The 15,581-nt window shown below is 60.0% G+C and carries 14 protein-coding genes and 2 tRNA genes; 7 read left to right on the forward strand and 9 right to left on the reverse strand.

Annotated elements, in window-relative coordinates:
• Nucleotides 1-87: 87 nt before the first annotated feature.
• The 4 genes from ACKXGA_RS08935 to ACKXGA_RS08950 form a co-directional block, all read right to left on the reverse strand.
• A complete protein-coding gene (locus tag ACKXGA_RS08935) occupies nt 88-1,152 on the reverse strand; it encodes a hypothetical protein (protein WP_423729315.1) in 1,065 nt (354 codons plus the stop codon).
• Nucleotides 1,149-1,943: a TIGR03915 family putative DNA repair protein gene (locus ACKXGA_RS08940; RefSeq protein WP_423729316.1), complete on the reverse strand. Its 795-nt coding sequence runs from the start codon at nt 1,941-1,943 to the stop codon at nt 1,149-1,151. The genes ACKXGA_RS08935 and ACKXGA_RS08940 overlap by 4 nt, the downstream gene beginning before the upstream one ends.
• Nucleotides 1,922-3,280 (reverse strand): putative DNA modification/repair radical SAM protein, encoded by a 1,359-nt coding sequence (locus ACKXGA_RS08945; RefSeq protein ID WP_035394627.1) that lies wholly within the window; start codon nt 3,278-3,280, stop codon nt 1,922-1,924. The genes ACKXGA_RS08940 and ACKXGA_RS08945 overlap by 22 nt, the downstream gene beginning before the upstream one ends.
• A 79-nt stretch (nt 3,281-3,359) precedes the next feature.
• Nucleotides 3,360-3,989, reverse strand: a complete 630-nt coding sequence (locus ACKXGA_RS08950; protein WP_005934683.1) for a LexA family protein — start codon at nt 3,987-3,989, stop codon at nt 3,360-3,362.
• A 230-nt stretch (nt 3,990-4,219) separates the two neighbouring features.
• Between ACKXGA_RS08950 and ACKXGA_RS08955 the strand changes: the two genes are divergently transcribed.
• From ACKXGA_RS08955 to ACKXGA_RS08970, 4 genes are all read left to right on the forward strand, one after another.
• Nucleotides 4,220-4,307 (forward strand) — tRNA-Ser (locus ACKXGA_RS08955).
• A gap of 33 nt (nt 4,308-4,340) precedes the next feature.
• A tRNA-Ser gene (locus tag ACKXGA_RS08960) sits at nt 4,341-4,434 on the forward strand.
• 126 nt (nt 4,435-4,560) lie between these two features.
• On the forward strand, nt 4,561-4,707 hold the full coding sequence (locus tag ACKXGA_RS08965; RefSeq protein ID WP_423729317.1) for a type II toxin-antitoxin system HicA family toxin: 147 nt from the start codon (nt 4,561-4,563) through the stop codon (nt 4,705-4,707).
• Between the two features lie 76 nt (nt 4,708-4,783).
• Nucleotides 4,784-5,212, forward strand: coding sequence for a type II toxin-antitoxin system HicB family antitoxin (locus ACKXGA_RS08970; protein ID WP_423729318.1), 429 nt, complete (start codon nt 4,784-4,786; stop codon nt 5,210-5,212).
• Between the two features lie 58 nt (nt 5,213-5,270).
• Here the strand turns inward: ACKXGA_RS08970 and ACKXGA_RS08975 are convergent, their stop codons facing one another.
• The gene (locus ACKXGA_RS08975) at nt 5,271-6,017 is read right to left on the reverse strand and encodes a TraX family protein (RefSeq protein WP_423729319.1); all 747 of its coding nucleotides are present in this window, start codon (nt 6,015-6,017) and stop codon (nt 5,271-5,273) included.
• A gap of 248 nt (nt 6,018-6,265) precedes the next feature.
• On the opposite strand from ACKXGA_RS08975, the gene ACKXGA_RS08980 reads away from it, so the two are divergent.
• The 3 genes from ACKXGA_RS08980 to ACKXGA_RS08990 all read left to right on the forward strand — a co-directional run bounded on the left by ACKXGA_RS08980 (nt 6,266) and on the right by ACKXGA_RS08990 (nt 10,315).
• Entirely contained in the window at nt 6,266-7,141 is an 876-nt protein-coding gene (locus ACKXGA_RS08980; protein ID WP_097773180.1) for a LysR family transcriptional regulator, read from the forward strand.
• Nucleotides 7,142-7,277: 136 nt separating this feature from the next.
• A complete protein-coding gene (locus tag ACKXGA_RS08985) occupies nt 7,278-8,825 on the forward strand; it encodes a lipase family protein (RefSeq protein WP_423729320.1) in 1,548 nt (515 codons plus the stop codon).
• 119 nt (nt 8,826-8,944) lie between these two features.
• Nucleotides 8,945-10,315 carry a sodium-dependent transporter gene (locus tag ACKXGA_RS08990; protein ID WP_156066703.1) on the forward strand — a complete coding sequence of 457 codons (1,371 nt, stop codon included), beginning with the start codon at nt 8,945-8,947 and terminating at the stop codon, nt 10,313-10,315.
• 61 nt (nt 10,316-10,376) lie between these two features.
• Here ACKXGA_RS08990 and ACKXGA_RS08995 read toward each other — a convergent pair whose 3' ends face one another.
• Genes ACKXGA_RS08995 through ACKXGA_RS09010 form a run of 4 tightly spaced genes read right to left on the reverse strand, consistent with a single transcriptional unit; the run spans nt 10,377 to nt 15,575 of the window.
• Entirely contained in the window at nt 10,377-11,222 is an 846-nt protein-coding gene (locus ACKXGA_RS08995) for a putative RNA methyltransferase (RefSeq protein ID WP_423729321.1), read from the reverse strand.
• Entirely contained in the window at nt 11,212-13,137 is a 1,926-nt protein-coding gene (locus tag ACKXGA_RS09000; protein WP_423729322.1) for a DEAD/DEAH box helicase, read from the reverse strand. The genes ACKXGA_RS08995 and ACKXGA_RS09000 overlap by 11 nt, the downstream gene beginning before the upstream one ends.
• Nucleotides 13,134-14,432: a DUF1015 domain-containing protein gene (locus ACKXGA_RS09005; protein ID WP_227622219.1), complete on the reverse strand. Its 1,299-nt coding sequence runs from the start codon at nt 14,430-14,432 to the stop codon at nt 13,134-13,136. Before ACKXGA_RS09005 ends, ACKXGA_RS09000 begins: the two co-directional genes overlap by 4 nt.
• A gap of 33 nt (nt 14,433-14,465) precedes the next feature.
• Nucleotides 14,466-15,575 carry a putative glycoside hydrolase gene (locus ACKXGA_RS09010; protein WP_423729323.1) on the reverse strand — a complete coding sequence of 370 codons (1,110 nt, stop codon included), beginning with the start codon at nt 15,573-15,575 and terminating at the stop codon, nt 14,466-14,468.
• Nucleotides 15,576-15,581: the final 6 nt, after the last annotated feature.

The following is a 15,581-nucleotide window of genomic DNA, read 5'->3' on the forward strand; positions in this document are numbered from 1 at the left end:
TATAGTATACCATAGGTTTTACAGGTTGCAACTGCATGGTTGCAACCTTTTTGTAAATTCGGCAAAGTTCCGGGGCCGGGAGCCTGCTTATTCCATCTTCATCCGCTTTGTGATGAGTTGGCCGTTCTGTTCTGTGCCGTCCGAGATATAATACTTCCACTCGGTCGAGCCGTCGGACATCAGGTACTCCACAGCAAACACCTGCCCAGCCTGGATTTTTACAGGGTAGTTGTCGGCTGGCAGAATCTCACGGGGTGTCGGCAGCTCCTTGAAGTCCTCGTATGCGTCTTCCAACCGCCAGAACTTTCGGATCTTGTAGCCCTTTACCATCGAAATATCCTGCTCGCCGAAATAGGAGGCTGTGTAGGTCTTTCCGTTGACTTCCAGCGTGTCGATCCGTTCCGGTTCCTGCGTCAGATCTTTGGTATGGAGATGTTCCCCATAGTTCTCGCTCAACTGTTTTGCCATGCGAAAGTCCGAGTTCCGATACTCCGACTCCACAATATGTGTACTTCCATAGATACCCATGATATCGGTGCGGCGTACCGCTTCCAGTTCCTGATAGCTGCGCCGGAAGTTCTCCACCATCCGGTCCTCCCGGTATCGGACCGAAGAAGCTTCATCCGTCGCCTCGATCTCATAGTACCGTTTGCCCTGTTCCATGTTTTCCTGCGTACGTTTGTACTCTTCGGTATCCTTCTGCCCGTTGGCTTCCAGATAGGCCAGATACCGCGGCCCGGTGCTTTCCCAGGTATGGCCCACGTCGGTGCCGTGGAACACGGTTTCCGGGTACTGCTCCTTGATCTGTTTCAGAAAATTTTTCATGACCTCGGTGCCGCCTTCTGTGCCTCCCCAGTCCTTGAACTGCAGATCCAGCAATTCATCATCGTCGGCCTGCATCCACAGGTTCAGAAATTGTGCATCCGTATACGGGAATTCCACAAACAGATCCCGCATTCCTTTTTCGTAATACTCGCCCCAGATGGAAAGTTCCCGATTCAAAATCTTCTGATTACTGTGCGTTTCTCCGTAAAGATAGATTTCGCTCTTCGGCCCGTTTTTTACATAACTCCAGAACAGCCCCACCAGCAGGGTCACAATCAGCACGATGGCGGCATATTTCCAGCGTCCGGTCTTTGTTTCCTTTTTCATTCCAATTCCTCTTTCATCTCGGTCATATCCGCCCAGAAGCGTTTGGGGCAGTGGGTCATACGGCCTTTTTCGTTATGGCGGGCCCTGATCTCCAGCGTTTTGTAAAACTGCTTCCACAGGTCCTGAAACTGCTGCTCCCGCTCATCGGGCGGCGGAAGCGTCAGCGGTTCGGCCAGCTCCATGAGCTGAGCTTTGTGGTTCTGGTACAGCAGCACCGCCTGATGGACGGCATCATAGATCAGGAAGTTCTCCTCCGGGAAGCGGGCACAGAAATGCCCGCGCAGGAGGGGCAGAATATAGTTTTTGGGGTGGATGACTGCACCCAGCATCCCATCGTGCTCCTGAAAACGGACAAAGCCTTGAAACTTGTCCACTTCCCAGTCCAGGCTCTGCTTCATCTGGTGGAGCGGAGCCACCTCCGGATGACCCCGCCGCTTGACCGTACCCGGCCCCAGCGCAAAGGCCAGATGCAGAAATCGGATGAGCCGCAGCTCCTTATCCTCCCAGCCCGAGAGAAAATCCCGGGTGACGAGGGATTCCGTCTCTTCGCCCAGCTTGGCGCGGAAGCTGGCAAAGACCCGCCGGGCCTTTGCGTGGTCAGTGGGGATCTCCTTCACAGGGTAGAGGGTAGCCGTCTCCCGCTCCGGGGTCCAGACCGCAAAGGGCAGCTCATGCTGGGCAAAGCTCTCAAACACACAGCAGAGAAAGCCCTCGAAGCTGCCATCATAGAGGTAGACCACGTCGGCATCGTGGAGCTTCCGGGCGGGGCTTACAGGGCTCTGGCCAGACATTGCACTGCCTCCTCCCGCACCATTTTCTGGGCTGTGCGGGGCGGCACGCCCTGCTCCACCAGCCGATCCACGGCGGGCGGGCTGAACATGCTCAGCTGCTCCACCCCGCCGCTGAATACGTTGGGGTCGATAAGCGCCCGGGTGATGCGCTCCCGCCCGGCGCTGCCGCGGCCCGGGTGCGCCCCCGCAAAGCCCCGGCAGGTGATGAAATACTGTGCCCGCTTGAGCACCACGCCCATCCGCTTGAGCTCGTCCAGCCCCAGCGCGGCCTGTTTGCGGGCGTGCCAGATGCGCCGGGCGCTCTTGGGGCCGATGCCCGGCACCCGCAGCAGCATCTCAAAGGGGGCGCGGTTCACGTCCACCGGGAACAACCCGTAATGCTGCACTGCCCAGTTGCACTTGGGGTCCAGATAGGGGTTGAAGTTGGGGTTGTCCCTGTCCAGAAGTTCCTCTGCCTTGAACTCGTAAAAGCGGAGCAGCCAGTCTGCCTGATAGAGCCGATGCTCCCGCAGCAGCGGCGGCTTGGTGTCCAGCGCGGGCAGGCGGGTGTCCTCGGTCACAGGGATGTAGGCGGAGTAAAACACCCGTTTCAGGTGATACTTATTGTATAATCCTTCCGTTAATTGCAGAATGTGATAATCCGTTTCCGGGGAAGCACCCACGATCATCTGGGTGCTCTGGCCCGCCGGGGCAAATCTGGGGGCCTTGCGGTAGAGCGCCACCTCTTCCCGGTTGGCGGCCCCCTCCACCGCGATCTGCTTCATGGGCCGGAAAATGGAGTGCCGCCCTTTGTCCGGAGCCAGCAGGTTCAGGCTGCGTTCACTGGGCAGCTCGATGTTCACACTCAGGCGGTCGGCCAGAAAGCCCAGCTGTTCCAGCAGCTCCGGGCTGGTGCCGGGAATGGCCTTGGCGTGGATGTAGCCGCCGAAACGGTACTCCCCCCGCAGCAGGCGCAGAACCGCCAGCATCCGTTCGGTGGTATAGTCCGGGCTCACCAGCACGGCACTGGAAAGAAACAGACCCTCGATGTAGTTGCGGCGGTAGAATTCAATGGTCAGCTCGGCCAGCTCCCGGGGGGTGAAGGTGGCCCGGGGCACATCGTTGGACTTGCGGTTGACGCAGTAGCTGCAATCAAAGGAGCAGCAGTTGGTCATCAGCACCTTCAGCAGGCTGACACAGCGGCCATCGGCAGTAAAGGCGTGGCAGCAGCCCGGGGCGTAACAGCTGCCGACCCCGCCCGCTCCTGCTGCCCGGGAAGCACCGCTGGAGGTACAGGCCACATCATATTTTGCGCTGTCCGCCAGGATCGTCAGCTTATCCATCAGGCTCTGTTCCATGGGACACCTCCGAAAAATGGGTATAAAAAAGAAAGCCATACTGGATGGCTTTTCTTTTTCAGGCGCTGGTGGGGCGTTTTTACCACTTCGCCTTGGTCTCCACCACACGGCCTGCAATGTGCAGATGGTTGAGCTCCTCGCCCTTGATGACCATTTCCTTATAGGCCGGGTTGAAGGGCTGCAGCACCACGCAGTTGCCGCGCTGGAGGTAGCGCTTGAGGGTGCCCTCGCCCTCGTCGCCGTAGATCAGCACGCCTAGGTCGCCGTTTTCCAGCGTGTCCTGGCGGTGCACCAGGGCAAGGTCACCATCGTGGATGCGAGGCTCCATGCTGTCGCCGCGCACAACGAGATAGAAGTAGCTGGAAGGGTCCTTGACCCGGGCATACTCCTTGCCGTAGTCTTCCTCATAGGCCAGCGCGCCGTAGCCCGCCTTGACCGTGCCGATGACAGGGATCAGGCTGTACACATAGCTGCCGAAGAAGCGCTCTTCGGTCTGGCCCTCCGCGGTGGGGTCGAACAGACCCAACAGATAGTCCGCGGTCGTGTCCAGGATCTCCGCCAGCTTTGCCACGGTGGTGGGGTCCGGGGAGCTCTTTCCGCTCTCCCATTTTCCCACGGCCTGCTGAGTCACGCCCAACAGGGAAGCAAGCTCCGCCTGGCTCATGTGCTTTTGCTTTCGGCATTGCCGTAACAGCTCCGGAAACGACATTGTTCAACACTCCTCTGCTTGTACCGGGTCCGGTAAGGTTTTATCTGTATTTATTATACAACAAAAAGATGTTTCCGTAAAGAGGGAATCCCGCTTTTTCTCGAAGAAAAGTTGTCGTTCCGCACAAAAATGCGCACAACGAGCGGAAATTTTGATTTTGGGCTTGACAGCGCCGCTGAAATCTGGTAAATTAAATAGGCATTCGGTACGGCGTGTGCGGGTGCCCACGAGGAGAGATGTCCGAGTGGTTTAAGGAAGCAGTCTTGAAAACTGCCGTACGGCAACGTACCGTGGGTTCGAATCCCACTCTCTCCGCCATTTTTATTGAATAAGTGCAACACACTTTGCTCTGGAGTAGTACTCAAGAGGCCGAAGAGGCGCCCCTGCTAAGGGCGTAGGTCGTCTAAACAACGGCGCGAGGGTTCAAATCCCTCCTACTCCGCCAAGAAAAAGCTCGATGATTCTTTGAAATCACCGGGCTTTTTCCATTTTTGTTCTCATCTTATCTTTCAATCCGTATTTACATAATACGTATAATATGGTATACTCCTCTTGAAAGGATGTGAAGCTTGTGCCGCCAAAACCGCGTGAAATGGAAAAGCTGATTCTTGCCGATGGCTGGGTCTTCAAGGAACAGGTCGGTTCCCACCGTCAGTATGTCCATCCCACAAAACCCGGCAAGGTCACGATTCCTTTTTCACAAGGGAAAAGAACTTGACCGCCGCACAGAGCTTTCCATCCGAAAGCAGGCAGGGCTCAAATAATGCCATATCATCATACAGGAGGGATGAAGGATGTTATCCATGTATCCGGCTTGTTTTTATAAAGAGGCAGAAGGTTATTCTGTCGTTTTTCCTGATTTGAACAATCTTGCAACACAGGGTGATACCTTTGAGGAAGCCATGGAGATGGCAGTGGACTGCCTTGCAGGCTATCTCTACACCTGCAAGCGGGATGGCGAAACGATTCCCACACCGTCTCGTCCGGGTTCCATCGACCCAATCGCTGTGTCTCGGGCACTTGCTCCCGACGAGCCTGTTTCTGAAGCATTTGTCAATGTTGTTTCTGTTGATGTGGCAGAATATGCAAAACAGCACTTCGAGAGATCTGTCAAAAAGACGCTTTCCATCCCTGCTTGGCTGAACGATGCCGCCATGGCACAGGGGATCAATTTTTCCTGCGTCCTTCAGCAGGCACTGAAAGAGCAGCTGCACATGGCTTGAACAGATTTTTACACAAAACGCGCTTTCCGGGGCCTTCCGAAAAGCGCGTTTTGCTTTTTTACAGCAGAAGATTCGTCACCACAGCCAGCACGCTCAGGTGCACCGGGTAGAACCAGTAAAAGGCCTTCTTATGCAGCGGACTGCACGCGCCCCGCTGCCCGTTATAGAACCAGACCAGCACAAAGGCCAGCGGGGCGGTGAGCTCGAACAAAAACAGCAGCGCGCCCACGATGCACTGCCGCTTGCGGTCGCCACGGGTCAGGTACAGCGCACAGATGATGAGCACACCGATGCCGTTGTAGTCCGTACAAGCCAGAAGCGCCGCAAGCGTGCAGCCTGCCGCACACAAGAGCCCTTTCCAGCTGGCAGAGCCGTCCGGCTTTTCAAAATGCTTCAGACCTGCCATGGCCAGCACGCCCAGCGCCAGCGTCCAGTAAACGTTCTGTGCACTGGGGTCAAAGGGGGTGCGGAAGAACGCAAGGTCAAAGGGCACCTCACTGATGAGGGCAAACAGGAACAGCCTCCGGACGTATTTTTTCACATCGTGGGTATGTACAAAGCCCTCCACCAGCAGGAAGCAGAAGATAGGAAAGGCCAGCCGCCCGGTAAAGCGCAACACCATGTCCAGCCGGTACAGCGGATAGGCGGAAAGGGTGTCCCGCGAGAGGGTGCCGCTGTCCAGCCCGGGCGTAAGGATCCCTGCCTCGATGCAGGACGCGCCGATGTGGTCCACCAGCATGGTGATGCAGGCAATGGTTTTAAGGGCGGTGCCGCTGAAGCTGCAGCGCGGGGAAAGTGCGGTCATAAAAAACACCTCGGTCAGTTTGTAAAAAATCGTTATAAGAACTATAACGGAGGAAAGGTGGCATTTCCTGCGTCTGCTGCGGCAAAATCTACACAGAGCGTGCACAAATCCGCCCAAAATGCTTGACAGGACGGGCGCGGGATAGTAAAATCAAGAAGATAATTGAACTATCTCAAACCAAAGATGAAAAAGATTCACAGAGGATCGAGCGTCTCCGAACCAGATCAGACCGGAAGGAGGCATTGGGAATGACGCTGTTTTCTTATGAGATTTTCGACGCAGTTGCACGGCAGGGCAGCTTTAACAAGGCGGCTCAGCAGCTGCATCTGACCCCCTCGGCCATCAGCCACGCCATCGCCGTGATGGAGGCTGAGCTGGGCTTTACCTTATTCAATCGCGGCAAAAACGGCGTTACCATGACCAGCTACGGCGCTTCGCTGTACCCTTCCATCCGTGCGGTGCTGAACAGCGACGAGGCCCTGCAGCAGAGCATTGCCCGCCTGAACGGCCTGGAAAAGGGCAAGGTCAAGCTGGGTGCCTTCAACTCGATCTGCTCCGGGCTGCTGCCCAGCATCCTCAAGGGCTTTATGGCCCACTACCCCCAGATCGAAGTCGAGGTCTATCAGGGCACCTACGACGATGTTAAGGAGTGGCTGCGCACCGGTCAGGTGGACATTGCCTTCCTCTCCAACAACTGCCGGGAGGAGTTTGTTCTGACCGAGCTGTTCCACGAGCCGCTGCTCTGCATCACCCCCATGGACTGGCCCGAGCCGCCCAACGGCGTGATGACCCCCGCCCTGATGAACGGGCAGAACTTTGTGGTGCAGTGGGATGCCACCGACGCGGAGATGCGTCAGTTCCTCAAGAAGTATTCCCTCTCAACGGAGCGCCGCTGCCATGTCATCGATGACCAGTCGAACATTGCCATGGTCGAGGCAGGCCTGGGTATTTCCATCATGCCCCGGATGCTGCTGCGCAACTGCACGGCAGCGGTCAAGATCTACCCCATCGAGCCCGAAGAGGACCGCGTGGTGGGTCTGGCCGTCCAGCGTCCCACCGCCATGGCTCCCGCCGTGGAGCAGATGTTCCACCACATCGTGGAGTGCTGCAAGGATCTGGACTGAACAACAGTGTAACATAACGGGCCGGTGTGCGCAACACCGGCCCGTTTTTTGCCGCCCAGAAAACTTTGGATTGTATCCCCGCCCGGGATACGGTATACTAAGAAAAAATCCATTCTGGTTTTTGAGGGGAAAAATTATGGATCGAAGAAGTTTTTGCAAGGTGCTGGGGTTTGCGGCCGGCAGCACTCTGCTGCCCGGGCTGATGGTCCAGGCCGCCGGGCAGGGCTCCGTGGGCCATGCAGTGCCGGATGGCCGCTACACCATCGGCATCCGCAGCGACCTGAGCGGCTGTGACCTGACCCACGCGTTCTATTACTCCGACAGCTTCTTCACCCACCCGGCCACCCAATATGACCACCAGCTGGCGCTGGCAACGCTGGGTCTGGTCTGTGCTGCGGCCAACACTGTGGCCAGCGATGCGGAATACTGGGTCAACGGCTCTGTGGGGCGGGAAGCCCACATTGCCGCCGCCTACGAGACCCTGGGCTTTGAGGACGCGCTGTTCTACAATTACGACCTCGACACCGGCCGGGCCGGAGACTTTGTGGGCTACTCGCTGGCCCGCAAGACCCTGACCCTGAACGGCCAGCGTACCACCCTTGTGGCGCTTGTCCTGCGGGGCGGCGGCTACGGCGGCGAGTGGGCCAGCAACTTCCACATAGGCGATACCAGCGCGCACACCGGCTTTGTCACGCCTGTGGCGGCGGTGTTTGCGTCCCTCAAGGCCTATCTGGCCCGGGCAGGGCAGGGCGGCACCTTCAAGCTCTGGCTGGGCGGCTACAGCCGCGGCTCCATCATTGCAAATCTGCTGGCGGCAAAGATCGCCCGGGAGCTCCCCCAGCTGGGGCGGGAGAACATCTATGCCTACGGCTTTGCGGTGCCTGCGGCCCTGACTGCCGCCGACCGGCCTGACCTGCAGCAGGATTTCGATGCCAATCACGCCCCGGACGGCACCCTGCTGGAAAACTGGCCCGAGAGCAACATCTTCAGCATCATTTCCAGCGGCGACGCGGTGGCCCGGGTGCTGCCCGCTGCCTGGGGCTACCACCGCAACGGCTGTGACCGCTTTCTGCCCGCCACCCGGAATGCCGAAGAGCTGGCCGACCTGGACGCACTAGGGGCGGAATTCGGCCCCACGCCGCTGGTGATCAGCAGTCTTGCCACCGCCGAGGACACCAGTGCCCTCATCGACATCGTGGCCAAGTTCTGCGTTTCCCGGGAAAATTTCCACCAGAAATACGAAGCCGCTATCATGGACATGATCCAGTGTGCCTTTCTCCGCTCCGAAAAAGAGGTGGTCGATGGCTACGTCCTCAGCGACGGCGAGATCGTGGAGCGGCTGCAGAGCCTTTCCCACATGAAAGAGATCGATTACTGGCAGATCGTGGGCAGCGTCTGGGCCGCCTCCACCATGAGCCGCCCCATCCTTGAGCGGTACGGCCAGAACGTGCCCCTGCTGGCCCGGCAGATCCTCATCCCGGTGCTGGCGGTCGGCCTGTGCTACGGCATCGAGACCGATGTGGTGCAGATGGTGGCCCAGTACATCATCCGTCTGCTCACCGCCCGGGGCGAGCTGGACAGTGTTCTGCGCGCGGCGTTCTGCCACCACCCGGAAAACTACATTTCCCTGATGGAATACTACACCCCCGAGGAGCACGGTATGGAGCCCTTTACCCGAAAGTGATTCACTTTTCTTCACCTTTCGCCTGAAATCTCTCCACCGGTGAAACGCCTGCGATTCGTTGAAATCCCGTTTTTTCTATGTTACACTTGATTTTATCAACTGGAAAAGAGGAAAAGAACATGGAAACTCAACACAAGCGCAGTGCGTTTTCCGGCAAACTCGGATTCGTGCTGTCCGCCGCCGGTGCGTCGGTCGGGTTGGGAAACATCTGGCGCTTCCCGTATCTGGCCGCAAAATACGGCGGCGGCATTTTTCTGCTCATCTACATCCTGCTGGCTGTCACCTTTGGCTACACCATGATCATTGCCGAAACGGCGCTGGGCCGGATGACCCGCAAAAGCCCGGTGGGCGCTTACAGCCATTTTGGCAAGGGGAAGGGGCTGGCGTTCGGCGGCTGGATCAACGCCGTCATCCCCATCCTGATCGTTCCCTATTATTCGGTCATCGGCGGCTGGGTCATCCACTATCTGGCCCAGTATCTCACCGGCCACGGCAGCGCGCTGGCATCGGACGGGTATTTCTCCGGCTTCATCTCCAACGGTCTGCTGGCCGAGATCGCGTTCCTGCTGTTCACCTTTATCACGCTGGGCATCATCTTTGCGGGCGTGCGCAACGGCGTGGAGCGCGTTTCCAAGGTGATGATGCCGGTGCTGGTGGTGCTCTCGGTGGTCATTGCCGTCTACTCGGTCACACGGCCCGGCGCACTGGCAGGCGTAAAGTATTTTCTGGTGCCCAACCCGGCCAACTTCTCGTGGATGACCGTGGTTTCCGCCATGGGCCAGATGTTCTACTCCCTCTCCATTGCCATGGGCATCCTGGTGACCTTTGGCTCCTACATGAAAAAGAACGTGTCCATTGAGCAGTCCACGGAAAACGTGGAGATCTTCGACACCGCCATTGCCATCATGGCGGGCCTGATGATCATTCCCGCCGTGTTCGCTTTTTCGGGCGGCGACCCTGACACCCTGCAGGCGGGCCCGGCCCTGATGTTCATCACCATCCCCAAGGTCTTTGCCAGCATGGGCATGGGCACTGCCGTAGGCGTGCTCTTCTTTGTGCTGGTGCTGTTCGCGGCCCTCACCAGCTCCATTGCCCTGACCGAGAGTGCTGTTTCTACCTTTGAGGACGAGTTGGGCTGGGACCGCACCCGCTCCACCATCCTCATCGGCTGCATTATGATCACACTGGGCAGCCTTTCCGCGCTGGGCTACGGCCCCCTTGCCAGTGTGACCGTGTTCGGGATGCAGTTCCTCGATTTCTTCGACTTCCTGACCAACTCGGTGATGATGCCCATTGCGGCCATTGCCACCTGCCTGCTGGTCTCCCGGATCGTCGGTGTGGAAAAGATCGAGGAAGAGGTCACGCAGGAAGGTCAGCCCTTCCGCCGCAAACCGGTGTTCAACTTTATGCTCCGGTATCTCTGCCCCATCTTCGCGGCTATCATCCTGGCCAGCTCGGTTGCCAACGCACTGGGCTGGATCGCAATGTAACCCTGTTTTCTGCACGCAAAAAGCCCCCGGCCTGTATCCTCACAGGCCGGGGGCTTTTCGATCACTCTTTTTCAAACACAAGGAAGCGGAACGCGATGTCCGTGGTCAGCTCGGGCAGGGCGGCCAGGCGGGCCGCGCCATCCCGTGGCGTTTTCCAGTAATAGGGGGTCATGGCGAACAGCGCCTCCAGCTGCCCGGCAGGCACTGTGATGCTGCCCGAGACTTCCCGCTCTCCGATGGGGCGGAAGCCCTCATAGGCCACCTCCTGCACCGGATTTTTATAAGGCGTGTCGTAGAGGACAGCTTTCATCTGGTAGAGGTGCTCTGCACCGGGCACGACATAGATCATCCGTCCGCCCGGGCGCAGCACGCGCCGGAACTCTTCCTGTGCAAAGGGCGAGAAGCAGTTGAGCAGCAGGTCGGCCCATCCGGTGCGGACAGGCTGGGCAAAGCTGGATGCCACCGCGTATTTTGCGGCAGGCAGTGCCTTTGCGGCCAGACGCACCGCAGGCTTTGCGATATCAAAGCCCGCCAGCTGCACCGACCGGCCCGCCTGCGCAAAGGCCTGTGCAATGCAGCGGTCGTACCAGCCCTCGCCGCAGCCCGCATCCAGCAGATGGAGCGGCATATCTGCCCCGGCGGCAGCGCCGTACGCAAGGCACAGTTCCCCCAGCGCCCTGCCGAAGATGCCGTAATACCCGGCGTTCAGGAAGGCACGGCGGGCGGCGACCATCTCTTTGCTGTCGCCCGGGGCCTTGGTGCGCATACTCTGCACCGGCAGCAGGTGCCAATACCCCTCTTTCGCCCGGTCAAAGCTGTGGTTCCTGCCGCATTTCAGGGCAGTGTCCCCGGTCAGGGGTTCGCCGCAAAGCGGGCACTGCCAGGGGGCAAACGGCTCAGGTTTCATCGGTGTGATCCTCAATGGGTGCGGTGGCACCGCCGTGGGCGGTCATATACTCTTCAAAGTTGGTGAACTTCTGCTGGGGCGGGCGGCGGCTGATCAGCATCAGGCCCGGGTCCTCGTCCCGTGCGGGGGCGGTGTTCCGGCTGCGGCTGCGGGGTGCCTCGCTCTTGGCGGGGCGGCTGCTCTGCACTGCATTGCGATTATTGCGGCTTCCCTGCTGGCTCTGGCCGTTCTGGGCCGGACGGGTATTGCGGCTGTTCCGTTCTGCCCGCTGCTCGGTGCGCGGATCATTGCGGTCGGTGCGCTGCTCGGCACGGGCAGGCTGACCGCCTCGCTGACGCTGGCCGTTCTGGGCCGGAGCAGTCTGCTTTGCGGCAGGCTGCGCAGCCGGAGCCTTTTTGACCGGGCGCAGGGGGGTAGCCTCCGGGGCGCTCACAAAGTGGGGGTCGAATTTGGGCTGGGCGTTGCTGCCGCGGTTGGCCGGCTGCGGGGCATTGCCCTCGCGGCGGGTGCGGCTGTTATTGGAGCGGCGGTTCTCACTGCGTCCGCCGGAAGTGCGCTTCTGGTTTTCCTCCATGGATGTTCCTTCTTTCGGTTCGGTATTCTTGGGGCTGGGCTGTTTTGCAGCCGCTTTTTCCTTCTTGGGGACAGCGGGCTTTTCGGCCTTGGCTGCCTTTTCTGCTTTGGCAGGCTTCTCTGCCTTCACAGGCTTTTCCGGCTGCTCTGCTTCCGCCTTGGGCTTTTTGCCCCGCACCGGGGGCGCAGCCTTGACAGGGGCAGGCACGCCGTCCCAGGGATGGCCGGAGACGACCGGGATCTGGCGGCGGTTCAGCTTTTCGATCCCGGCCAGATATTCCTTTTCCTCCGGGGCGCAGAAGCTGACGGCAGTGCCGTCGGCACCGGCACGGGCCGTGCGGCCAATGCGGTGGACATAGGTCTCGGGCACCTCGGGCAGATCGTAGTTAAACACATGGGACAGCTCGCTGATGTCAATGCCGCGGGCGGCGATATCGGTCGCCACCAGCACCCGGGTCTTGCCCGCCTTGAAATCCTCCAGCGCCGTCACACGGGCGGTCTGGCTCTTGTTGCCGTGGATGGCGGCGGCGGGGATGCCCTGCTTGTTCAGGTCTTTTGCAATTTTATCGGCCCCGTGCTTGGTGCGGCTGAACACCAGCGCGTTCACCACCTCAGGCCTCAGATTTTTGATGAGCCAGGGCAGCAGGAACTTCTTGTTGCCCTTCTCCACAAAATACAGGCTCTGCTGGATGCGGTCCACCGTGCTGGACACCGGGTCCACCTTGACAAAGGCCGGGTCGTGCAGGATGCCTGCGGCCAGCTGCTCGATCTCCTTGGGCATGGTGGCGCTGAACATCAGGTTCTGGCGCTGCCTGGGCAGCTTGGCGATCACCTTTTTCACGTCGTGGACAAAGCCCATATCCAGCATCCGGTCGGCTTCGTCCAGAACAAAGATCTCAATGTTGGAGAGGTCCAGCAGCCCCTGCCCCACCAGGTCGTTCAAGCGGCCCGGGCAGGCAATGAGGATGTCCACGCCCTTTTTCAGGGCCGCGACCTGCGGAGCCTGACCCACACCACCAAAGATGACGGTGCTGCGCAGGGTCAGATACTTGCCGTAGGCCTCAAAGCTCTCGCCGATCTGCAAAGCCAGCTCCCGGGTAGGAGTCAGGATCAGGGCGCGGATGGCACCCTTTTTGCGGGGCGCGCTGGCAGTCAGGCGGTCGAGCATGGGCAGCGCAAAGGCAGCCGTCTTGCCGGTACCCGTCTGGGCGCAGCCCATCAAGTCCCTCCCGGCCAGCACCGGCGGAATGGCCGCTGCCTGAATGGGCGAGGGGGATTCATAGCCCGCCTGTGCCACAGCACGCAGCACAGGCGCGGAAAGATTCAGTTCGTTAAATGTCATTCTTCACCTAAAATGTTTCTGCATTCCATATAATAGCGCTTTTCCTCTGCGTGCCCCATGCTGAAGGTCTTGCGGGGCAGCACACCGCCCATAACGATGCCTTTGAACAGGTCGCTCTTCTCAAAGGGCGGCATCAGGAAAGCCACACCCCCCTGCCTGCACAGGGCGCGGACAGCGGGCTCATCGTGGACATAATCCACCCGGGCCTCGATGTGGCGGGCCATGAAATACTCAATGAATGCGTCAATGGTGCCCACGGTCAGCGGGGCAACGGGATGTTCAAAGCTGAGCACATTGGCCACATGGGGGCCAGCCAGCGTAAAGGACTGCTGTTTTGCATCGCCAAAGCAGATGCCTGCCGCGTGGGAATCGCTCCACGCGATGAGGGCCAGCAGCACGGCACCGCAGTCCACATTGAAGAGGACGCGGTGGATGGGCTCGATCTCAATGGCCGGAGAGTGGACATTGCAGACCTCAGCCAGGCACCAGCGGGCCGGATGGGTCAGCTGCTGCTCCGGGGTCAGGGTCTTTTTCAGCTCCTCCCAGCAGGCCTTGGCGGAAGCCAGCGAATGGTTGCCATCGCCCACGGCCAGCGTCAGGGGCGCGCCGCCCTTTGCCTGGGGATACCGGGCATCAAAGGCCTCCTGGCTGCCCAGAGCGTTCAGGGCGCTGTCGATCTGGGCCAGCAGGGCGGGGTCCTCCACTGCCCAGCCGGCAATGTGGCCGCCGTTCAGCATCAGGTCGCCCTCGTAGACCTTGCGCAGCTGCTCCTTCTTCTCGCCGATGGGCTCGATGAGGGTGCAGCCGGGGTCATCGGCCAGCATCATAATATGGGGCGTTTCCAGCCTTGCCCCCCGGCGCACCGCCATGCGGGGCGGGATGCGGCTTTCCACGGTGTGCTCACTGGGGCGGATGGCAGGCACCGCGCCCTCGGCATAGCTGTATGCCTCCAGGTCGATCCTGCCCACAAGGCCCTGCCGCACCCGGCCGCTCTGCTCAGTGCGCTCCACATAAATGAAGCCGTCCACCGCGCGGGTCAGCACGTTCCGGGTGTAATCGTCCATGGTCGCATGGATGGCACTGATCCTTGCATCCACGTCATCCTCTTCCAGATAGACCTCCGGCAGGATCAGGTCCAGTGTGCTGGGGCCGCCTGCGGCGGCCTGCGCAGCCTTTTCCCAATAGGAGCGGTCACTGGTGAACTGATCGCAGGCCACACAGCCCCACTGCCCCACCGGGATCTGTTCCGACGGCAGCAGGATGTGCGCCGGGGAAAAACAGGGTGTTTTGTTCATAATACTTCCCTCCCTCTCACAAAAACGCAGGGATCACTCAAAATAGCTGGCGGCATCGTCCCGGATGACCACATGCTCCACACCTGCCTCGGTCAGGGAGAGGGTCATCTCCTCCCGGGCCGCTGCATCCAGCGTAGAGGAAGACGGGACCTTCACCAGCAGGTTCTTCACGCCCAGCTGGGCCGCAGGGGCTCCCAGCTGGCTGGAGGAGCCGGTCACCTCGGCCAGCGAATAACCGTACCAGAGCGTCACCGTATCCCCGAAGCGGGCCTGCCAGGCGGCGATATCCGCAGTCAGCTGCCCGGCACGATCCACACCGTTGGTGGTGCCATAGTCCTGCTTGGCGCTGGTGGACGAGGGGAACTGGACATTTTCCAGCAGCACCTGATCAAACCCGGCGGCGTGCACCTCAGCGATCAGATCGCCGATATACTGCACGGTCTCCGCGGCGTAGGGGTTCAGCCAGGGGTTGCCTCCGGCGGAAGCCTTGTTGTCCAGCCAGAGGTACTCCTGCCCCTGATACCGGATGGCCAAAGCGTGGTCGGCCCGGGCACCGGCAGGGTCACGGAAGGCAGTCAGCGCAGCCACCGGCACCAGCCCCTCCTCCTTGAAGATGGATGCCACACTCGTCAGCTCGACCTGCGTGGAGGCTGCATTGGCGGCTCCCACCGCCGTCTGGGAGGCGTAATACACCTGCCCGGCGGTGTCCTTCAGGGTCAGGATGGCATAGGTCATGCCCTGTGCCTTGAGCTGCCGGGCGGCGGAGCGGATGGCGGCCTCGTCGGTCAGGGTGGTCACATCCACCTCTGCCCACAGGCCCGTCACAATATCAGTGCCCTTGACCTCGGGCTCCGGCTCCTTTTCCGGCACCGAGGAAGCTGCCGGTTCGCTGACAGCGGTGCTCTGCGTCCCGGAGGATGCACTCTCGCTGACAGCACTGGATGCGGAAAGGTCACGATCCCGCACCACGGTATACCAGGTGTGGGTGGCCCAGTCCAGCACATGGGGCGCGGCCACCCAGGCCGCTGCCAGCACGGCCACCACCAGCACCGCAATGCCAATGCCCTTTTTCAGCCGCATCTCGCGGGTGTAAAAGCTGCGCCGGTAGCGCTTGACCTTCTGGCGTTTGGGATATCTTGCCATAATCAA

Origin of the sequence: Faecalibacterium hominis (ex Afrizal et al. 2022), assembly GCF_049545105.1 — a bacterium.
Classification (GTDB): domain Bacteria; phylum Bacillota; class Clostridia; order Oscillospirales; family Ruminococcaceae; genus Faecalibacterium; species Faecalibacterium duncaniae.